Origin of the sequence: Lysinibacillus sp. UGB7 (assembly GCF_049058285.1) — a bacterium.
In the GTDB taxonomy this organism is placed as follows: domain Bacteria; phylum Bacillota; class Bacilli; order Bacillales_A; family Planococcaceae; genus Lysinibacillus; species Lysinibacillus sphaericus_B.
Map to the genome: position 1 here is coordinate 16,289 of NZ_JBMGUV010000046.1, position 19,466 is coordinate 35,754.

Below are 19,466 nucleotides of genomic sequence, written 5' to 3' on the forward strand. Positions count from 1 at the left end.
CTTCTTTACATATATAAAAATCTAAAATTAAAAACGATACTGTAAACAGTACCGCCTGTAATCTGAAAACTATTTTCCCCAACTGCCAAGCTGAGAAATTTTTTGTTTGTTTGTTTAAAAACAGATGTTCCATTTTTAAATGTTCGGATGTCTTTTATCAGGAGTGTATCTGTATTACCATTTAATGATCCGTTAAATTGATAAGTTTCACCTGTTGTACGATTTGTTATTGTGACACTATTGCTGAATGAACCTATTAATATTATTTCAAGTTCATGTTGCCGGGGATCGATAGCGACATTACCGTAATTTTTAACTGTAAAGTTATCGCTGCTAAATGCGTAAAATAGGTCATCGTCCCAATCAATGCCCATGCCCCATTGCCACTTATCAATATCCCATTCTTTTAAATCGTTTGTAGTGGCGACGGATTCTGCGTAGAGATTTTCACATATAAATTTAATTTCTAACTCCCCAACTTTACGTAACAACTCATTTGGAGAATAGCTTTCAGCTAGACGTACTTTCCAACGCTTACCTGGTTCAGCCTCGAAGATAATATAAAAGTATTCCTTACGTGCAAATAGCGCATTTATATCGGCAACAAACAACTTAAAATCATGATAATCAAACGCTTTATACATAAACTTGACTGTAATGGTACGGCCACTAAAACGTGTATTCGAGAAGATAGATCCGTCCCTGCCATCCACAATAGATGTTTGGTGTTCTAAAGAAACCGAGGGGATATAGTATTTTAATAATTTCAAACTATAATCGCTCATAAATAATTCACGGCCATCATTTAAAATCATTTTCATATACCACTCATCCCCCTTGTTAAAGCATCAATACTGGCATTGTTATATTGTTTTCCACTCACTGTATCAACAACTGATTCACCAATCACACGACTATCTAAAACGGATTGAACAACTATTAATGCTGGATTCATTTTTTCTTTTTTGATTTTTTCAATTTTCTTTATTTCGGATTCTGCAGACGAATTTGAGCTTGTATTGTTAACCATTTTTTCAGTAGCGTTTCCTGCATTTGTTGCCATCTCGTTAACACCTTTGAAATCTAATGCGTTTTTAATAGTCTTTGAAACAGTTTCAGCAATGTCGTTTGCTGTTTTTTGCAAGGAGCCTTGCATCCCTTTCATGCCATCAATCAAACCTTGAACAGCGCTTTTTCCCATGTTTTTCATCGAACCTAATCTTTGATCAGTACCAAGTAAAATTTTATTGATTTCACTTTGCCATTCCTTGTTCAGCGTGTTCAACTCATCATTGGCTGTTTGTCGAAGCTTTTGGATGTTAGTTTTAGTTTCTTTGTCTAATGGCTCTAGTTCTTTTACAGCTGCTTCACGAGCGATATGCATTTTCTTTTCGTACAATTCCTTGTACTGAGTTAGCTCTGTATCAGTCATACGATTTAAGGCTTCTAATTGAGCCATAGCACTTGGTCCCATTGCTTCTAGTTCATCAATAATAGCTTTTGAAAGTCCTTTAATTTCAAGTTTGGATAATTCGATTCGCCATTGCGATAACGCATTTACTTGATCACTTAAATTTTTTGTTAAGCTAACAGAATCAACAGGATCATTTAGTTTCACTTCATCAAATAAGCCGAAGTAGCCTTTAATAGTGTTGTATCGACTTTCTAATGTATTTTTATAGGTATCATTTAACTTCTGTTCTTCATCGATTAACTTTTTATTAATGTCTTGGGTTTGTTTTAGATAATCGTTATTGATGGATTTAATTTTTTCGCTAATTGCTTTTTTGGTTTCATACACTTTTTCTTCATAATACATCCGTTCGTCTGAGCCTTCTTTATACTGTTTCACATACTTTTCGTATATTTCCAGTTCTTCGGCCTGCGACAAAGTATCAAACTTTTTACGTTGTTCCACATACTTTTTCTCGTTATCAAATTGAGATTTCAACATGTCAGAATGAGCTTTATTATATGCTTTTAACGCATTCGTTTTTTCTTTGGTACCGTCTTTAAATGCTGTTGCACTATATCGCCAAAATTCAGCTTCTTGTTTGGCTGTCATTTCGCCTGCAGCTTTTTGAGCCTCTACATATTCTTTCAGGCTTTTAAACTTTGCATCTGCTGATTTGGCTTCGATTTTTGCAATCTTATCAGCATACTGTTTTGTTATTTTTTCGCGATCTTTTACGGATTGTTCTTCCGATTTTTTAATTTGAGCTTGTTGTTCAGATGTAAGTGATTTACGCTTTTTATTGGCAGCACTTTTTATCGATGAAATTTTATCTGTAGATTTTTTAGAAATATCTACTCTCTTAGCCTCAGCTTCTTTTTGAAGTTTTTCTATTTCTGCTGCATCAGCTTTTGCCGAACTACTCACGATTTGTTGTGCTTTTTGCATTGCCTCTTTCGTAATATCTAGACGTTCCGTAAAATTTGGTATTGCGGCTTCCGCTAATTCCTCTGATGACTTCCTTATTTCAGTTACATCAGATAGACCGATGACAAACCCTTTTACAACATCTTTACCAATCGCAATCATGACACGTGAGGGAGAACGTCGTTGGAGCACGTTTGACACGTTTGTGATAACTGTTTGTCCAAGTTCTACAGCTTTTTTTCCTACATCTTTTACCTTTTCACCTATACCTTTAATAAGCCCTGACACAATATCTCTTCCGACTTGTAGTAGGTTAGTTTCTTTGATTTTGTTTATAATAGTATCTTTTATTTCTTTCACTTTTGTTTCGAGTGATTTTTTAGCTTCTTGAATACCATCGATAAGTCGTTTTATTATTTCACGGCCTGCAGCCAACAACGCTACACCCGCCACAGCAAAAACACCTAATGCAACATCCACAAGGATTTTACCTAACTTGTCTAGTAGCTCTGGTTTCTTTTCTTTATTACCTTCTGCTACCTTATCAATCATGTTTTTACCCATGTTTTTGATTTCAGGCTTATCAGGTACGCTAGTAAACCAATTTTTGATGGCCTCCCACCATTCCTCGAACTTAGTAGTGATTTTTTCAGGAATTTCACTGAACCAAGTGGCCATTTTATCCCACCATTCCGATATCCATTCACCGATACTAGATGGCATTTCACCAAACCAACTGCCAATCGTTGTACCCCAATCACTTAATCTAGAGGTAATTTCTTGGGTTGTGTCTGAAAACCAAGTAGTAATGGTAGTTAGCCATTCGTTGAACTTTTCTTGTATAACATCTGGTATTGATGTAAACCAGTCCTTAATAGCTGTTCCCCAATCACTTAATTTAGAGGTGATTTTTTCAGGGATGCTTGAAAACCATTCAGCTATAGCGTCCCCCCACTCGCCAAATTGTCGCTTGTTCTCTTCGTTTTGTTGATTTGACCATTCAAGGATTGCTAGACCCCATTCAGATAACTTAGCAAATATTTTTTCAGGAACACTAGAAAACCAATCGGAAATGGCTATCCACCACTCATCCAACTTTGCAGCTGTGTTTGCAGATAGGCTTGTAAACCAGTTAGAAATGGCTGTACCCCATTCGGACAGTTTTGATTCAATTACACCTGGTATCGATGTAAACCAATCAATAATAGACGTTTTTAATTCTTCGAATTTTTCACCGAATTTCTCTTTGATTTGATCCATCATATAAGATGCACTTGTTTTAACACCTTCGACCATGCTTCCAATACCATCAATTAAACCTTGGATAATGTCTTTGCCAATCTGTATTAAATTAACATTTCGGAAATATTCCGTTACATTATCCATGATGTCTACTGCAGTTTGCATGATGGTTTCCCAGGCACCTTTCCAATCGCCCTGGATTACTTTCATCACAGCCTGGATGACTCCTAAGATTAAATCTAAGGTATTGCCTACTGTTAATTTAATCGTGTTCCAAGCAATTTTAAAAACACTAGCAATCATTGGCCAGACTACTTCGAATATACCTTTGATGATCTTCATTACTGCTTCAATGTTTGCTTTTATTTGACCAAAATATAACTGAACAATCCCGATAATTGCCTTTCCATTTTCATTCCAGAACTCTTTCAGTTTATCTAGTTGTTCTTTGGAAAAAGTAACAACTTCTTTTAGCGCATCACCTATTTTAGACTTGATAAAATCATAAGCCTTAGTAGATATTTCTTTGATGGAATCAGTTATGTTCGAAATCTGTGATTCCACTGCATTCCAGATACCCGCATGTTTGGCTTTGAACACTCCCCATTTTGAAAGAATCTCGCCTGTTTCCCAATCAACTTTATTCACGTGTTCTTCTGCTTGTTTTTGTGCCTCAGTTACAACTTTTGTATGCATGTCCTTTGCACTTTTAACGGTTTCATCCCGTTTACGTTCAGCATCATCAATAACTGCTTGAGCCTCTTCTGCAGACATAGCGCCCGTTTCATCTCGTTGTCTAATTGCCCACTTATACATCTCGTTATATTGCTTTTCGGCTTCCTTAACGACACCTTCTTTTTGTTTAAGCGAGTTTCTCACAACTTCTGCAGCTTGCTCTGTTGTAATCTTTGAAGCTTCATTTTTGAGATTTTCAAGAATTACCTTTTGTTCTACTTCACTTTCAGACATATATTTAATTGCTGTATTCTTCATGTTTTCTTGAATAGCTGAAATTTCTTGGTATTCATCATCTGTAATTTGACGGTGTTCATCTGCAGCCAATCGCCAAATCTTAGCGATACGTGCATTTCCTTCTGCTGTCATTGTTTCTTTCGCTTTATGACTAGCTTGAACACGTTCTATGATTGCCTGTTCCTGCTCTTTAGTAAGCGCATCTGACTTAGCAAAATGTTTTTGCATCTCCGAAAGTTCTTTTGCATGATCGGATTGCATCTCTGTTAGAACTTGCTCACCCATTTGTTTATATGTTTCAATCATTTTCGTGGCCATTTTACTAGTTACTTCTTTACCTGACCACGCTAGTTGATTAAGTGCTACAGTTGCTTTATCAGATAATCCTAAAAAACTACCTACTGCTTTTGCTGTTGATTCCGAAACGTTATTCTTAAACGATTTTACTTCTAGTGATGCTTTACTTACTTCTTTCGCTACAATTACCGCCCCAACGCCTAGTGCTGCAACCGCGGCTACAGTTAATCCGATTGGTCCAGTAACGACAGCTAGAGCAGCACCAAATGCTGAAGTTGCACCGCCAGCAACACCTAAACTTAATGCTAACGATCCCATCGCGGAAACGATAGTTCCTAGACTAGAAATAAGGGTTCCTATAACAACAATAATTGGACCAATGGCTGCAGCTATACCGGCAATAATTACAATTAATTTTTGAGTACCTTCACTTAGGCTCGCAAATTTTTCAATCCAAGGTTGGATTAATTCTAGTAAACGCATGACCATCGGAATTAATATGTTTCCTAAAGTTATCCCAATATCAATAACCTTATTCTTCAGCATTGCTAATTGAGATGCTGTTGTTGCATAACGTTGAGCAGCTTCGTTCGTTAATGCTGTGTTTTCTTCCCATGCACTAGTTGACGTCTCGACAGCTGATGATAATAAATCACTAGCTCCAACCATACGCATCATTACGTCTGATTCGTATATACCTTTGATGCCCATATCCCTTAAAACCTCGGTCAAGTTTTCTCCACGCGAAGATATAGTCTTTAGACCTTTTACCACTGCATCTAATCCATCGATAGCACTTGCATCATAGAGTTTCTTAAATTCGCCGCTAGACATTTGAGCCACTTCTGCCCATGTGCCTAAAGCTGCTCCACCATCCATGGCAGCTGATTGCATCTTTTTAAGAATTGTTGTCATGGCAGTACCGCCCATTTCAGCTTGTATACCAAGTGACGACATAGTACCTGCTAATGCCATAATTTGCGCTTCTGACATTCCCACTTGTGCGCCTTGTGCAGCAAGCCTCATGCCCATGCTCATAATTTCAGCTTCAGTTGTTGCCATTGAGTTACCAAGGCCAACGATTGAAGATCCTAAACGGTCAAAATTATCCTGACTCATACCAACGATATTTGCAAAACGTGCAAATTCTGTAGCAGCCTGTTCACGAGTCATGTTAGTGGATTCGCCTAAATCAATAATTGTACGAGAGAAAGATAAAATCTTATCTTCAGCAATTCCTAATTGCCCTGCTGATTCAGCAACAGCTGCTATATCAGACGCACTTGCCGGGAGTTCTTTGGCCATATCTCGTATGCCTTGTTCTAGCTTTTTGAATCCTTCTTCGGAGGTATCGACAGTTTTTCTTACGCCAGCAAAAGCTGATTCAAAATCAACAGCTGCTTTAAATGCACCAGCTCCGAGTGCCAAGATAGGCGCTGTAAGCTTCATCGATAAATCTTTTCCGATTGATTTAAGGTTGTTCCCTACAGACTGTAATTTATTACCGACCTCTTGTAATCTTTGACCTGCTTGTGTCCATTGCGAGGACTGGACACGTAATTGCTCTGTTACATCTCCAAGTTGACGTTCCAAACGGTTATATTCAGCTTGTGCTCTGTTCACAGCGTTAGCTTGTCGCTCTATTTGCGCTTCTGTTGCATCTCCTGACGCTACAAGCTCATCATAACGCCTACGTTGTTCTTGTAGTTTTATCGTTGCTGCATCAAATGACCGCGCTAAAATATTTTGCTTTTGTGATAAACCATTAATAGATTTTTCGTAATCGGTGCCTTTAGCTCTTAGTGCCTGTAATTCACTGCCCATCGCTTTTAAATTTCTATCCACTTGGGCAACTGTGCCATTGAAACTGGCTGCGTTCAGACTAAGACTGACTTCTAAACTTCCGATACTTGCCATATATTCTCACCGCCTTTGCTGGCAAAATAAAAAATCACAACCACGAAATTTCGTCGGCTGTGACTTCTTCAATTTCTTCATATTCGTCTGCATCTTCAAACTCGTCTGCTAATTCGAACCAAAAATGAATATCCATTTCATCAATTTCGTGTAATTTGTAGCCTTCTTTTAATAGACTACGATAGAACTTTTTAATACTTTGATAAGGAGTTAATCCTTTAACTTTCCCTCATCATCTGTGGAAGACTTCGTTTCGAGTCCGCCAATATTAAGCACGCTATGAAATACTCGCATAATTTCATTTTGAAAGTCTCCTGCCTCTGAGCCATCCCATACGTCATCCACAGTGAATTGATTGTCAAAAACACTTACAACAAAACCAATCATTTCATCAAATGTTTCTACAGAAACTTTGTCGCCTTCATTACTCATTTTTTCATTCATTTTCAAAGCGTTACGGAATACACGTGCCTTCACAAAGTCATTTGTAAAAGTTTTCTCTTCACCATTAATTCGTAATTTATATTGCATTTTTCATCCATCCTTTTCATTAATTCATTTATTTATCAAAAGAAAAGAAGCCCTCGAAAGGACTTCTCAGATTAAGGTGTAGGTATTACAGGTTCTTTACTTGGTTTTGCAACGGCTGCAAAGAATGTCTTTTCTGTCGCTGTAACACCTGTATCACGTGTATCTACAGTATGTTTGATATTGCCATCAATTAATGGTAATGCTTCGCCACTAAACGGATACACTTTATAATTTGTTTCGCCTTTTTTACGCGTAGCATTGGATTCTTCACCTGGCTTTAGTTTTACCTTGTAAAGCCATACTAATTTAGAACCTGATTCAAATCCAAGCGCAATGGCATTCGGCGTATCGTTAGAATTTGTAATGATCCCGCCCTCTGCCGACATATTATGTCCATACCAATCTACTAAAACTTCCGTTGGTAAGTCGGCTGTTTCACCCGCAATGGTAATGGAGTCGAGCTGTGCCTCTTGGTCTACCACACGATCCCCTGCATCCATATGTGCTTCCGAAAAGTTAGGTGTTAGCGTTAAAGAAATAGGCATAGTTAATGTTTTGACATCGCCATGAGTCTCAGCTTGCTCATCCATCATAAGTGCGTAATGGAGTCGTTTTAAACTAATTTTTTGTGGTTTTTCATTTATAGTTGTAGCTGCCATTTGCATGACCTCCTAAGATTTAATATTCATCAAAAAAGACGAATCTCAACACTTTGTTAAAGTGTGAATCGCCTTCTTGTTTTGGTGCATCGTGTTCGAATGTTCGTTCATACCCTGCTGATTCCATCAATCGTTTGATGTCCTCCACAATCTTATGGTAATTCGTTTTCGACCAAACATTGATCTGAACCAGCCTTTTAGTTTCTAGCTCTACATCAGCAGCTTCGAGCGCTGGGTTCGTATCAATTTCTAAAAACGTAATATATTGATCCGGCACCGTTACATTGATTGGTAGTTCTTGAAAAGATACAGGAACATTCAAAGGTTGTAATGTAGTTTTAATGTTTAAAATAATATCAATCATAAGTTTTTAATCCTTCTGATTTCATTCGCCATAACTTGCTTTGCTTCATTTTCACTAGATTCGAAACCGCGAGTAAAGAATGGGTTTGCTGTAGTGCTACCCCAAGTGACTTTCTGTGTTTTACCATTCTTTTTGGTCATTGTAGAACCTGCTGAACGACCAAATTCAACTAAGTGTCCATGATAACCTTTCGAGGTGTGTATGATGGCTACACCGTCAACGGCCCGCTTAATTTTTATGTTTTTTTTCAAGGTTCCCGGTTTATAAATAACTTTACCGGCTTTATTTCTGCGCTCTGTACCAATGGGAGCTTCTTCTATAATTGCTTTTTGCGTAATCTTAGCACCTTTTGTAACAACTAAATTTTCCTCGTTTTCTTCTAATGGCAACCTAGCTAAATTAGCCAAGATTCCATCTAACCCTGTAAATTGTACATCCATTAAGTCACCTCTTTTGCAATAATCGTAATCCATTGATTGCGCTCATCATCATTCACAAGCGATTCGATTTCATACATTACACCCACTATTTCTAAACGCATGGCAGCGTGAATATCGTTTCGATAGCGAATGCCCACTAAACGTTTACCTTGCCATTGTATTGCATCGGAGTTAAATGCTTTATAACCTTTTTGCGTTTTAATTTCAGCCCATAGCTTTTTATAAAATGTCCAATCTTGTGATGGCCAACCATCTTCACCGATAACACCCGGTGGATTATAAAACGTCACACGCTTACTTAAACGAGCTGCATTATTGTTGTACTGATAGTTCATCAGGGTCCACCCACTTCAATTGCAATATAATAGATTTCAGTCCATATGGTATCGTTTGTTGAGCTGTTTTTATTGTGGATGGCGTTATAGCTATACGATTCTCATAAAAGTGTGTAGAGAGCATCAAAACGGATAAACGATGTAGTACAAAAACATCTTTGTCTTTGACCGTTAAATAATAATCATTTGGCTGTTTTACACCTGCATTTTCTAAATAAGATTGAGCACTTTGAATAAACATAGATAGGGATTGATTTTCATCATCCCCATCGATTCGTAAATATTCTTTTAGTTCCTCAAGTAATGTGGGCATTATTCATCACTCTTTTCAGGACCCGTTGATTCAACCTTTTTAGATGTAAGCTTAGTCACTGTTTTTTTCGGTGCTACAGGTACATCAACAGCTTCTAAAAAGGCAACACCATATTCTTTATGGATGTTTGTTAAAGATTCTGCACGTGTCTTGATTAGTTTTTTACCGTCAGTTGGATAGGCATCGCCAACCTCATAAATATGGCCTTCATGACTTTTGTCTTGAAATCGATTAATTACTTTGTACTTGCTCATTCAGTTCACCTTCTTTCACTAAATTAAAAATTCCTAGCCATATTAAGGACCAGGAACTACATCGGCAATACGGAATGCAGAAGCTAATTTGATGCGGTGGTCAAAGTAAGCTGTAACAACAAATTGCTCGATACCTGTTTTAATATCCTTGTCACGCTCAAACGTCTCACCAATATCGTAGTTAAAGTGAGAATAAGATAAATCCCCTACGATTGGTTTTGTAGCAGCGTCTGCAAAGATAACTGGTTTACCTAATACTTGCTCTGGTTGAGCTGTGTACAGTGTGGCATTACCATTCGCTAATTTCTCAATGATTTCAGAGTAGTCAGCGTATGACATAACAATTTGCGCATTTTCACGATAATCTTCATGTAAATCGGCAATCGATTTTCGAATAGCAGTATACGTATCTGTGCCAGTTACTTTTACAATGCCGTTTTCTGCAGAATAGAAGCTCATATGCTCCTCGCCAGTTTTTGGTGTCGTCGTAAATGCGACTTTCTTTTCTTTTGCAGCTACACCAGATTTAAGTGCATTTTCAACATGGCCAACTAAATCAGCATCAGAACCATTGATTACAGTCTCAGAAACACCTGCAAATACTTTGAATTTGTTACGTGTGAATGCTACTGTATCACCTTTTGCTTTTAATTCTTTTGCTGTGGCCATATCCGCGATAAAATCGTCATCATCTAAAGTGAATGATAATCGTGGTAATTCTAAATTTGTAATTTGCGTTACTGCCGAATGACCACGTAATGGATTTTTAGCTAACGGTGCTAGAATGACATCTTGCGAAACGGTTTTAGGCAAGAATTTGCCTCCGCCAGAGGCTGAATCATCGCCAAGTGCTGCACGAACATCGTTATCAATAGGTTTGCTCCGCATCGTAGAACGAACCAATGAAGCTTTTGCAGCAATTAATTTTTGTTTTGGATCATTGCTGCCAAGTTTATTTTGCTGTTGTTTAAACTTTTCTGCTTGCTCTTCTTCAAGAGCATCATGTTGTTGCTTGATGCCATCAAAGCGCATTTTTAATTCGTCCTTCGTCTTTTGAGCAGCTTGTATTTGCTCAGCTGTCGATGTTGTATCCTTCAATACCGCTACATATGCTTCTTCTGATTTTTTATATTGTTGACCAATTGTTTGCATAGCCATTTTTAATTCGTATAACGTATTATCTGCAAACATTTGAAGATCCAATTCCATTAACATTTTCATTGCTTGATTTCCGTATGTTTTCATATGTTGAAAACCTCCTAATAGTTTTATTAAATATCTAATGCTGTTAAATATGCTAAACTAGCTGTTGATTCAGCTAATAATTTTTCGCGTGACGCTTTTTCTTCTGCTGTCATTACTGTTCGATTTGAAGGTTGTTGAAGTAATTGCTGAGGAATATTACTATACCTCTTCTTAGCTTCCTCACTTACACTGGCAACCATTTCATTTGCCTCTTCTACAACATCACAAAGACCATGTTCAAACGCTTTTTCAGCAGAAAGCCAAGTTTCATTATCTAAAAGTTCTTTTAGTGTTGCATCATCTAACTTGTCACCTGCTTTGTCATGGTAGGCAATCATGGCTGATTGATTAATACGATCTAAATCATCTGCAGCTTTACGTAATTTTTCGGCGTTTCCGACAGCATAAGTCCAAGCGTTATGCACCATCAGCATAGAGTTTGATGGCATTCGAATTTCATCACCAGCCATTGCGATTACTGATGCAATAGATGCCGCTAATGCATCAACATGAACAATAATTCGAGCTTGGTGACGTTTCAACATATTGTAGATAGTTACACCTTCAAATACACTGCCGCCATCACTATTAATGTAAAGATGAATAGTTTCAACATCGCCTAACTTATCAAGTTCATTTTTGAAAGTTACCGACGATACCTCTCCGTACTCTTCCCATGCATATTTCGTTATTTCTCCATAAATAAAAACGTCAGCCGATTTCCCATCAGTAGACGCCTTCATTTGAAAGAACTTTTGCAATTGTTTTTTAGCCACTTTTCTCACCTCCCTCCACAGTTGACGATGTAGTAGATGACTTTCTTTCGCTGATGGGTAAATCTAGAGGGTACATATCACCCGATATCCAAAGTTCATTGGCCAGTCCTCCACGTGGTGGAATGTCTTCCAATCTTCTTACCTCGTCACGGCTCATGGCTCCATCTCGCAACATCATGTGATAGAAATTTGTACGTGCTGTTGTATCACCCCGAAGCAATCCACCTAAATTAATTTTAAATTTCATTCCTTGCTCTCTGTCTGCTTTTGTAAGTAATTTACGATTATATTCATGTTCGTACTGCGATACAATTGGCAAGAGCGTCATATTAACAAACTGAATCATCTGTTGTTCATTTGATGCTAATGTACCGCCCTCAGTATCATTTAAAAAGGAGACAGGAACATTAAAAACGTTAGCTACACGTGAGCGAGTTATCCGCTCTGAAGCTAACGTGTCCGATGCAAAGTATTGTTTTTTAAGTTCAGTCAATTCGACACCAGGTTCTTGGAACAAGATACCGCCATTTTCTTGATAAAACTTTTTAAAATCACCCATAATTAGATCACGTTTTTCTTTATCAACATTAGCCTCATATTTTAAGATAAATGATTCTTTCTTTTCCATCTCAGAAAGGGAAAACTCTTGAACTGCCTTGTCGTATTTAATTGTGTTTGCCAACACCTTTAATGGTGATAAACCTCGCCAACGTGAAGGTCCTCGAATATGTTTAACATGTAGCATGTCACTATTGTGAACATACATGTTTTTTGATTGACCACGGACTTCGTACCACAATGAGCCGTCATCGTGATTAATAAATTCAGTAACGCAAGATGGATCTAAGGGTAAAATTTCGGATGGTCTCATCCTAATGTCACGCAAGATAACCGCATAACCATTGCCTGTTTCATTACGACTTACTTCGAGTGCATTAATCAAATCAAATGAACTCATATTTTGGTTCGGCTCATTAATGAGTACGTCTGATACATCATTTTGAATGACATCATAATTTTGATGTAACTTTATGGGTAAAGCTGATAATGTGTTAGATAGACGACTAATAACGCTAAATATCGTCTCATTGGTCGCTAGCTGGCTGTTATCGATTCCCCAAAAGGTTCGCCCAAACCAATTATTAAAATCCCACGTTGCGCCCTGCCATCCTGCATAAGCCATGTAAGCAGCTCTCTTAGTGCGTTGCCATAGTTTCATTTTCTCACCTCTCTCTATAAATCATTAATTGAGATGAATGTGATGTTTCCGTCACCCTTCACTTCAAACAAATCTTTCATTACCTCTGTATGAGCATTTAGCATTGCTGCAAAGCCATCAATTTTTCTGTATTTACCTTGTTTAGACGCCATCCAGTTATTTTTGTCATCAACTTTTATTTTCACGTTATTGATATACCAACGTAGTAGAACATTGTTATTAAAAATAACTTTTCCATCTAAAAATAATTCCTTTAAATCTTTAAGTGCAGGGCTTAACGTAATAGGTCCTTGTATCGTTACTTCCATGTTAAAGCCATGATTTTCTAACGCTTTTACCAATCTAAATGCGTTAGCTCTGTCATATGTGATTTTTTTGATGTTATACAATTCACCTTGCTTTACAAACCAATCAAATACTAACTGATAGTCAATATAATCACCTTCTTTACAAATTGTAAGAAGACCCTCTTTCTCCATTTCAAAATAAGGTATTTTTTCGCTGTCTTCTTTGGCTTTTTTCATTGTTACCCATGAATGAGATAAAACAAATACTTCGCCTGTTTCATAAAGGGGGAATTCTATGCAAGCGCTCGTGAAATCTTCTGTTGACGATAAGTCAAAACCACCTACACACTCCTTACCTTTTAGAGTGTCTATATCAATTTCTTTTTTATTTCGTTTAAGGACTTTATAAGAAATAAATGATTGGCCATCTGTCTTCGAAAAAATATTAAATTGTTTTGTTATCCAGTCAGCGAGTTCTGCAGGTGTATCCTTATCTGAATTAAAATCTTCAACTAACTGAGGTAAATCGAGTGAAACGCCAATATTAGGATTAGCTTTAATCCACATCTCAGGATTTTCTATTTCATCTTCATGATCCAATTCAAATAACAAATAAAATTTACGGTCTTGTCGATTAGTACCTTGTATAACATCAGAACCAATCTCGTAATATTCAACTAGTGGACCGTCTAACTCATAACCTGCAGTTGTGATATAAAGGACCATTGGTTGTTTACGAGCAGACCAAGAACGTTTAATTACATTTATTAATTTAAAATCCTTAAATTCGTGTATTTCATCGAAAATACCAAGGTGTGTATTTAAACCATCTAATTTTTTGGAATCAGATGCTCTAGATTCTATTTTGCTTTTTGATTTATCGTGAAAGATACCTTTTTGATTTTCCCGAAGATTCTTTTTTAGTGCTGGGGACGCTTGGACCATTGCTCTCGCTTCGTCAAAAAGTTCACCAGCTTGCTGTTTAGTATTCGCTAAAATATAAACACGTGCTCCTGGTTCACCATCTTTACACACAGCATAGTCTGATAATCCGGATATTACAGTTGTTTTACCATTTTTACGTGCGACAAATACAAGGCCTTCTCTAAATCTTCTATAGCCAGTATCTCGATGAACCCAACCGTACAAAGAACCGATTTCGAAATGCTGCCATGGTTGTATCACTAATTGGTTATAGTCACCTTTTGATGGTTTACAAAACTTCTCGATGTATCTAATGGGTCTATGTGCTTTCTCTTCGTTAAAGATAAAAGGAAAGTCATCTGTGCCTTGTCGTTCTAAGTCATTTAAATGTCTTATACACGCTAACTTGACTTTTTCACATACAACAATTTCGCCAGTTAACGCTTTTTTTGCATACCAGGTTGTTAATACAGTTGCAGATGATTCAAGTAATATATGACCTTTTTCAATTTGTTCAGCTTTCCAAGCGTCATACCACTTTTTGATTTCAGTAGGACTAGAATTTATCGAAATCTTCATCGCTATCGTCACCTTCCAACTGCTTGCGTTGTGCTGGCGTTAGTCCGAGCGATTTCAAAAGATTGTTTAGTACGAGAACTGTTTTGGTTAATTCTATAGCCATTGGATTTTTTATGACATTTGTAGCTCCTGCTTTGTTGGTGTGCTCCATCATTAAATCATTCGTATCGACTTCTTTTTTTAATCGACGATAAAATTTATGTGTCTCCACATACAGCTTGATAATTTCATCGTCTGATTCTTGGTAGTTTTCTGCTAAATATCTCTTGATTTTAGCTGCAGTAGGAATTGACAACTTATTCCCTCCTTTTGCCGAGTTTTCGCTGACCCCCCTTTACCTAAAAAACCACTCTCGCACCCTGCGGTGGGGAGCAATCGGTGTGGGCAGATTTTTAAAAAATAAAAAAAGACAGGGGGGCTATCAGAATATATCAGGATTTTTCTCCGTTTGAACAACTTTGATATTCCTCTTCTTAGTAATCTTCTTGCCACGATGTTCACTACGATTGTGTCGCTTGTTATGGCAGCCGTTACACAGACTCTCTAAGTTAGACAACTCTAAACGTAAATTGATATCGTCCTTTACTTCTACAATGTGGTGGACCATTTCTGCACTCGTGAATCGTTTTTTAGATAAGCATCCTTGACATAGATAGTTATCACGGATTAATGCAAGTTTGCGAGCTTTTTTCCATGCTGCAGATTGATAGAACTTAACGATTTCAGGATCACGTTGATATTGATCGTAGAATCTATCTGAGCTTGTATCCCGTTGTTTAGGCATGTTGCTCATCTGCTTGTTTAATAGCCTCCATACGCTGTTTAGTGTCAGCACGTAGCCTTGTTAATTCTTTAATGAGTAACTCACCTTCAGGTGTACCATCTTTCCACTTCATCTTACGTTGTATTTCACGTTGTTTCTTTTGTAGCTTCCTAACTTCTTCATCTGTATAAAAACAGACATACTCACGTCCACAGTTAGGACAGTTGAAATATGTCTTCTCGATTGAGTTATGAAGTTTGTCTTTCTTAAAGTGTTGGACATAAAACTTGTGACCACATGACTTGTTACACTTAGCATAGATTGGTTCCATGTTACTCATTCCTTTCTAAAGAAATTCGTGTGCACAAATTTTTAATGCTTTCGCAATATCCTTAGCGTTTTCACTATTTGTAACGCCAATTGAAATAGTCGTTTCTTTTAACTTATTAAAATCTTCATCATTCATTGAATCAATCCTATCTAAATCATCAGCCAATGCACCTGCATGCTTTTCGATTGCTCGTAACTTTAATTGCATTTTGTCTGTGTTCATATCAAGTGACACTGTAATATCTTTTGCCTTTGCCATTGTTCATTCCCCTTTCAGATATCTTTTTTTCATACGTTTTTCAAGTTGTTCCACTATCCAATTGAAATCTTCTATAAGCAAACTGCTGACTAATTCACCTGGTCCATCTCGATTTGTCATTGTGAATCTTCCAGAACGTTTAATACTTTCAAGACGCTTTAAATCAGCTTCTCTTTTTGAATCTGCACATTGCTTCTTTAAGTTTTCGTAATAAGGTAATTGATAGTGCTCGTTTTCATCAAAGCCTGTAGGTAATACTGGACCTTGGCAAATAGGGCAACGCACACCATCCATGTGTCTCTTTTTGGTTTTAAAAGAATGAGCAGGATTATCCATACATCTATAACCAATCATCGTTGTTCATCCCTCCACAATTTAATTGATTCTTCTGTATTAGTTGCCAGTGTGAATAACTTATTTATTGCACTCTCCGAAACACTCTTTATTTCATTAATGGTAGTGTTGCCCATGTAATCATCAGCTACATTCTGTATTTTTTCTAATTGTTCTGTCGAGAATATCTCACCTAATTCCCCTGTGGCCCCTAATACCCCACATACCATAATTAATAAATTCGTATATTCTTCTTGATTCAACTGCATTGTTCATCCCTCCTCACTATTTTTTTATACTTCCAAAACTACACACCATAGCAAGCCCTACTGATAGCTAGCGTCTGCATACTACACTCGATAAACCATTAAAGTAGCTGCTACCTACTAGCCCGCGATTGTTGGATGACTGTATGATGTGTAGTTTTCAAAGCATAAGAAAAGCCCTCACTCCTGCGCTGGATGAAGGCTCCGCATTCGTCTATTTAGTTGTATTGTGGTATTTCTGTCGTTAGCTCACTTGCAGAATCATGGTAGAGCTACCCCACGTTATTATCGTAAGCGAATTGTGTTCTTGTTTTACGTGCATTTCCGTACACGGTCTGTCCTGTGTTTTACGTTTGAACTTGATTAGGATTTACATGTTCATCACCACCCAATTTGTCGATGTTATCAATATAGCACCCCTAAAAACAAAATGAGTTCGGCAATCGTTCGCAAATCGTTCGCGAAACGTTCACGAATCGTTCGCCAAAAGTTCACTCCGTTTATATTTAGTTGTTTTTGATTGAAATACACCAGATATACATACCCTTTTTAGCCCTCTCTTGTACTTTTGAATGCGTCGTTTACTGAATAATGTCGCTTTCGTTAATACCTCACAAACAAAGCCGTACAGCGCATCCTCCGCCTTTTTAAAAACGAATGCGACAACCTGTAAAAATGACGTATTCAAAATTTCCTAGCAAAAGCTTACTACTTCATGTCCTTTAACGAAAAAGAGGGCCAATATAAAAAGCCTCCCGTTATTAGGAAGCTCTTTACCAGTTGATTTTTGATTGATAGGCATTCATTTCATCTTGTTCAATGCCGATATAGATTTTTGTTTCGCGTGGATCATGGTGATTCAATGCTTTTTGTAAGGCAGCAATATCTTTGAATGTTTTGTAATGATGATAGCCGTATGTTTTCCGTAATGAATGGGTGCCGATGCGTTCTAACCCATATTCATCGGCCACCTCTCGTAAAATTTTATAAGCTTGTCTACGTCCAATCGGTTGATTCTTTCCTTTCCGTGACTTGAATAAAAATTCATTCTTAGGTTTTTCTTTAATAAAGTCTCGCACAGCTCGTTTTAATTCATTAGGCATTTTCACTTCACGGTATTTCTTCGTTTTTTGTTCAAGCACGATGATATTCCACCCTAACACATCTTTCACGCGTAATTTGAGGATGTCGGAGATCCGTAAGCCCGTGTGAATGCCTATCAAAAAAAAGAGGTGATTGCGTTCGTTTTCTTCTTTTAAATAGTCTTTAATGTCTTGCAATAACTGCTTATCGCGTATGGGTTGTACACGTGTCATATCGCCACCGCATTCCGTTGCTGATACACTTCGATTTTTAAAGCAAATGCTAGTCGTAACATCGCTTGCCATTTTTTCTTATAATAATTCGTTTTACCGAATCCTAATTCTATCCAAATATCCACATCGTAATACATGTCTTCCAGTAGATACCGTTGAATGATAATTTGTCGCTCATCTGACTTTAATGTCGCAACAGCATGATGAATCTTTTCCATATAGGCATTTCTTGCCGTTTCATACTGGACCCGTTCGAGCGCGACATTTTCAGTTTTACTGTTAAATTCATTTGTATTACTTGGACTAATTAATGAGTATGCAGGTGTGATTGTTGGCATTAAATCTGTTGGCAATGTCATTAAATAATCTCTGTATTTAAACAGCGCATATTCCAGTGCTGCCTTTGTTTTTTTTTCATCTATTTTCGGAATAACTTTTTTCATAAGCGTAACCACCTTCATACAAATATGGTATAATCAGTTTGTATAGTTTAAATGATTTATGGGTGGTTGGTTCTGTTGACTAACCCCTCTTTTTTTATGCCTTCATGTAGTCCTCGTACTCTCTTTTCAATTTTTCATCATCTAATTTTTCATAATAAGCTGGCGCACAGTTCCCATACACCAACAAATAATTAAGCATGTACTCTCGCGTTAAATCGTTCATCATTTGCCTCCTAATAACTTGCCTCTTGTCTTTCGTGGTTGATCTTATTTTTTGCATAGTAGGCTTCTTCTACTTGTTCCCACGTAAAGCCAAGCATTTCAGTTAAAATTGCAAATTTCGTTATCACCATGCTATAACCATTTCCTATTTCTCCGTAACTCCATAAATCAGTAAAATCAGCTATTAACGCTATTATTTGATCTGTTATGTTATCGTAAGAACACAATTCCCATTGATTTTGTTCAGGCTCGAAGAAATTTGTTAATTTGCGATGATGTAGCATGTTACCAATCGCTAATATAAAACTTAAAACATCTGCAATTTCTCCTAGTAGGCCTTCTTTTGGTTGGGGATTCACCTTCCAATGTTTGAAGCCACCCCAATCATTACTCATTTCTCCTAATTCCACGATTACTGCTAGGATCATATTACTTAATGAAATCTCTTTGAGCCTTTGCTTCTCTACAATGTACTTGTCTAATGCTGCTTGTGCTTTAAATAATGGTTGTAAACTCATTTTGATGTACCTACTTTCGATTTAAGTTACTATGAGACAATTCGAGATGTGTCTTAGTATGTCATTGAACTTTTCGAATCGTCTCACAGCATCGTCCCTGTGTTTTTTTCCTCATATTGAGAATTAATAAATCAACCTAATAATTGGTGGTAAAATCAACAAGAGTATCAGAACTATATAAGTAATTTTTTTATGTTTTACAACAGGATTCCAAACGAATCTTTCAAATGAATTTGAAATTAATCTAAAAGTTACATCAATCATTCTACATACCTCTTTCCA

The 19,466-nt window shown here is 37.1% G+C and carries 23 protein-coding genes; all 23 read right to left on the bottom strand.

Features of this window, described 5'->3' with window-relative positions; all coding sequences use genetic code 11:
• Positions 1-5: 5 nt before the first annotated feature.
• Positions 6-821 (bottom strand): distal tail protein Dit, encoded by an 816-nt coding sequence (locus ACOMCU_RS25575; RefSeq protein ID WP_421051903.1) that lies wholly within the window; start codon positions 819-821, stop codon positions 6-8.
• Positions 818-6,808 (bottom strand): phage tail tape measure protein, encoded by a 5,991-nt coding sequence (locus tag ACOMCU_RS25580; RefSeq protein WP_421051904.1) that lies wholly within the window; start codon positions 6,806-6,808, stop codon positions 818-820. Before ACOMCU_RS25580 ends, ACOMCU_RS25575 begins: the two co-directional genes overlap by 4 nt.
• A gap of 210 nt (positions 6,809-7,018) precedes the next feature.
• Positions 7,019-7,339 carry a phage tail assembly chaperone G gene (gpG, locus tag ACOMCU_RS25585; protein WP_421051906.1) on the bottom strand — a complete coding sequence of 107 codons (321 nt, stop codon included), beginning with the start codon at positions 7,337-7,339 and terminating at the stop codon, positions 7,019-7,021.
• Between the two features lie 71 nt (positions 7,340-7,410).
• Complete coding sequence (locus ACOMCU_RS25590) at positions 7,411-7,998, bottom strand: major tail protein (protein WP_421051907.1); 588 nt, start codon at positions 7,996-7,998, stop codon at positions 7,411-7,413.
• 19 nt (positions 7,999-8,017) lie between these two features.
• Entirely contained in the window at positions 8,018-8,362 is a 345-nt protein-coding gene (locus tag ACOMCU_RS25595; protein WP_421051908.1) for a hypothetical protein, read from the bottom strand.
• Entirely contained in the window at positions 8,359-8,802 is a 444-nt protein-coding gene (locus tag ACOMCU_RS25600; protein WP_421051909.1) for an HK97-gp10 family putative phage morphogenesis protein, read from the bottom strand. The genes ACOMCU_RS25595 and ACOMCU_RS25600 overlap by 4 nt, the downstream gene beginning before the upstream one ends.
• Positions 8,802-9,137, bottom strand: coding sequence for a phage head closure protein (locus tag ACOMCU_RS25605; protein ID WP_421051911.1), 336 nt, complete (start codon positions 9,135-9,137; stop codon positions 8,802-8,804). Before ACOMCU_RS25605 ends, ACOMCU_RS25600 begins: the two co-directional genes overlap by 1 nt.
• Positions 9,115-9,450, bottom strand: coding sequence for a head-tail connector protein (locus ACOMCU_RS25610; protein ID WP_421051912.1), 336 nt, complete (start codon positions 9,448-9,450; stop codon positions 9,115-9,117). Before ACOMCU_RS25610 ends, ACOMCU_RS25605 begins: the two co-directional genes overlap by 23 nt.
• On the bottom strand, positions 9,450-9,704 hold the full coding sequence (locus ACOMCU_RS25615; protein WP_421051913.1) for a hypothetical protein: 255 nt from the start codon (positions 9,702-9,704) through the stop codon (positions 9,450-9,452). Before ACOMCU_RS25615 ends, ACOMCU_RS25610 begins: the two co-directional genes overlap by 1 nt.
• 42 nt (positions 9,705-9,746) lie before the next feature.
• On the bottom strand, positions 9,747-10,949 hold the full coding sequence (locus ACOMCU_RS25620) for a phage major capsid protein (RefSeq protein ID WP_421051914.1): 1,203 nt from the start codon (positions 10,947-10,949) through the stop codon (positions 9,747-9,749).
• A gap of 26 nt (positions 10,950-10,975) precedes the next feature.
• A complete protein-coding gene (locus tag ACOMCU_RS25625; protein ID WP_421051915.1) occupies positions 10,976-11,725 on the bottom strand; it encodes a head maturation protease, ClpP-related in 750 nt (249 codons plus the stop codon).
• Positions 11,718-12,944, bottom strand: a complete 1,227-nt coding sequence (locus tag ACOMCU_RS25630; protein ID WP_421051916.1) for a phage portal protein — start codon at positions 12,942-12,944, stop codon at positions 11,718-11,720. Before ACOMCU_RS25630 ends, ACOMCU_RS25625 begins: the two co-directional genes overlap by 8 nt.
• 14 nt (positions 12,945-12,958) lie before the next feature.
• Positions 12,959-14,734, bottom strand: a complete 1,776-nt coding sequence (locus tag ACOMCU_RS25635; protein WP_421051917.1) for a terminase large subunit — start codon at positions 14,732-14,734, stop codon at positions 12,959-12,961.
• Positions 14,712-15,029 carry a P27 family phage terminase small subunit gene (locus tag ACOMCU_RS25640; protein ID WP_421051918.1) on the bottom strand — a complete coding sequence of 106 codons (318 nt, stop codon included), beginning with the start codon at positions 15,027-15,029 and terminating at the stop codon, positions 14,712-14,714. The genes ACOMCU_RS25635 and ACOMCU_RS25640 overlap by 23 nt, the downstream gene beginning before the upstream one ends.
• A 126-nt stretch (positions 15,030-15,155) precedes the next feature.
• Entirely contained in the window at positions 15,156-15,518 is a 363-nt protein-coding gene (locus tag ACOMCU_RS25645) for an HNH endonuclease signature motif containing protein (RefSeq protein ID WP_421051919.1), read from the bottom strand.
• On the bottom strand, positions 15,511-15,828 hold the full coding sequence (locus ACOMCU_RS25650; protein WP_421051921.1) for a hypothetical protein: 318 nt from the start codon (positions 15,826-15,828) through the stop codon (positions 15,511-15,513). The genes ACOMCU_RS25645 and ACOMCU_RS25650 overlap by 8 nt, the downstream gene beginning before the upstream one ends.
• A gap of 15 nt (positions 15,829-15,843) precedes the next feature.
• Complete coding sequence (locus ACOMCU_RS25655; RefSeq protein WP_421051922.1) at positions 15,844-16,086, bottom strand: hypothetical protein; 243 nt, start codon at positions 16,084-16,086, stop codon at positions 15,844-15,846.
• A 3-nt stretch (positions 16,087-16,089) separates the two neighbouring features.
• A complete protein-coding gene (locus ACOMCU_RS25660; RefSeq protein WP_421051923.1) occupies positions 16,090-16,440 on the bottom strand; it encodes a hypothetical protein in 351 nt (116 codons plus the stop codon).
• The gene (locus ACOMCU_RS25665) at positions 16,437-16,688 is read right to left on the bottom strand and encodes a hypothetical protein (protein ID WP_421051924.1); all 252 of its coding nucleotides are present in this window, start codon (positions 16,686-16,688) and stop codon (positions 16,437-16,439) included. The genes ACOMCU_RS25660 and ACOMCU_RS25665 overlap by 4 nt, the downstream gene beginning before the upstream one ends.
• Before the next feature lie 770 nt (positions 16,689-17,458).
• The gene (locus ACOMCU_RS25670; protein WP_421051926.1) at positions 17,459-18,001 is read right to left on the bottom strand and encodes a tyrosine-type recombinase/integrase; all 543 of its coding nucleotides are present in this window, start codon (positions 17,999-18,001) and stop codon (positions 17,459-17,461) included.
• Positions 17,998-18,444 (bottom strand): ArpU family phage packaging/lysis transcriptional regulator, encoded by a 447-nt coding sequence (locus ACOMCU_RS25675; protein ID WP_421051927.1) that lies wholly within the window; start codon positions 18,442-18,444, stop codon positions 17,998-18,000. Before ACOMCU_RS25675 ends, ACOMCU_RS25670 begins: the two co-directional genes overlap by 4 nt.
• Positions 18,445-18,538: 94 nt before the next feature.
• Entirely contained in the window at positions 18,539-18,667 is a 129-nt protein-coding gene (locus ACOMCU_RS25680; protein WP_421051928.1) for a hypothetical protein, read from the bottom strand.
• 10 nt (positions 18,668-18,677) lie between these two features.
• Positions 18,678-19,184: a dUTP diphosphatase gene (locus ACOMCU_RS25685; RefSeq protein ID WP_421051929.1), complete on the bottom strand. Its 507-nt coding sequence runs from the start codon at positions 19,182-19,184 to the stop codon at positions 18,678-18,680.
• Positions 19,185-19,466: the final 282 nt, after the last annotated feature.

Coding starts and splice junctions, on each gene's coding strand:
- ACOMCU_RS25575 (WP_421051903.1), bottom strand. CDS start 821: ATGAAAATGATTTTAAATGATGGCCGTGAATTATTTATGAGCGATTAT.
- ACOMCU_RS25580 (WP_421051904.1), bottom strand. CDS start 6,808: ATGGCAAGTATCGGAAGTTTAGAAGTCAGTCTTAGTCTGAACGCAGCC.
- gpG (WP_421051906.1), bottom strand. CDS start 7,339: ATGCAATATAAATTACGAATTAATGGTGAAGAGAAAACTTTTACAAAT.
- ACOMCU_RS25590 (WP_421051907.1), bottom strand. CDS start 7,998: ATGGCAGCTACAACTATAAATGAAAAACCACAAAAAATTAGTTTAAAA.
- ACOMCU_RS25595 (WP_421051908.1), bottom strand. CDS start 8,362: ATGATTGATATTATTTTAAACATTAAAACTACATTACAACCTTTGAAT.
- ACOMCU_RS25600 (WP_421051909.1), bottom strand. CDS start 8,802: ATGGATGTACAATTTACAGGGTTAGATGGAATCTTGGCTAATTTAGCT.
- ACOMCU_RS25605 (WP_421051911.1), bottom strand. CDS start 9,137: ATGAACTATCAGTACAACAATAATGCAGCTCGTTTAAGTAAGCGTGTG.
- ACOMCU_RS25610 (WP_421051912.1), bottom strand. CDS start 9,450: ATGCCCACATTACTTGAGGAACTAAAAGAATATTTACGAATCGATGGG.
- ACOMCU_RS25615 (WP_421051913.1), bottom strand. CDS start 9,704: ATGAGCAAGTACAAAGTAATTAATCGATTTCAAGACAAAAGTCATGAA.
- ACOMCU_RS25620 (WP_421051914.1), bottom strand. CDS start 10,949: ATGAAAACATACGGAAATCAAGCAATGAAAATGTTAATGGAATTGGAT.
- ACOMCU_RS25630 (WP_421051916.1), bottom strand. CDS start 12,944: ATGAAACTATGGCAACGCACTAAGAGAGCTGCTTACATGGCTTATGCA.
- ACOMCU_RS25635 (WP_421051917.1), bottom strand. CDS start 14,734: ATGAAGATTTCGATAAATTCTAGTCCTACTGAAATCAAAAAGTGGTAT.
- ACOMCU_RS25645 (WP_421051919.1), bottom strand. CDS start 15,518: ATGCCTAAACAACGGGATACAAGCTCAGATAGATTCTACGATCAATAT.
- ACOMCU_RS25650 (WP_421051921.1), bottom strand. CDS start 15,828: ATGGAACCAATCTATGCTAAGTGTAACAAGTCATGTGGTCACAAGTTT.
- ACOMCU_RS25655 (WP_421051922.1), bottom strand. CDS start 16,086: ATGGCAAAGGCAAAAGATATTACAGTGTCACTTGATATGAACACAGAC.
- ACOMCU_RS25660 (WP_421051923.1), bottom strand. CDS start 16,440: ATGATTGGTTATAGATGTATGGATAATCCTGCTCATTCTTTTAAAACC.
- ACOMCU_RS25665 (WP_421051924.1), bottom strand. CDS start 16,688: ATGCAGTTGAATCAAGAAGAATATACGAATTTATTAATTATGGTATGT.
- ACOMCU_RS25670 (WP_421051926.1), bottom strand. CDS start 18,001: ATGACACGTGTACAACCCATACGCGATAAGCAGTTATTGCAAGACATT.
- ACOMCU_RS25675 (WP_421051927.1), bottom strand. CDS start 18,444: ATGAAAAAAGTTATTCCGAAAATAGATGAAAAAAAAACAAAGGCAGCA.
- ACOMCU_RS25680 (WP_421051928.1), bottom strand. CDS start 18,667: ATGAACGATTTAACGCGAGAGTACATGCTTAATTATTTGTTGGTGTAT.
- ACOMCU_RS25685 (WP_421051929.1), bottom strand. CDS start 19,184: ATGAGTTTACAACCATTATTTAAAGCACAAGCAGCATTAGACAAGTAC.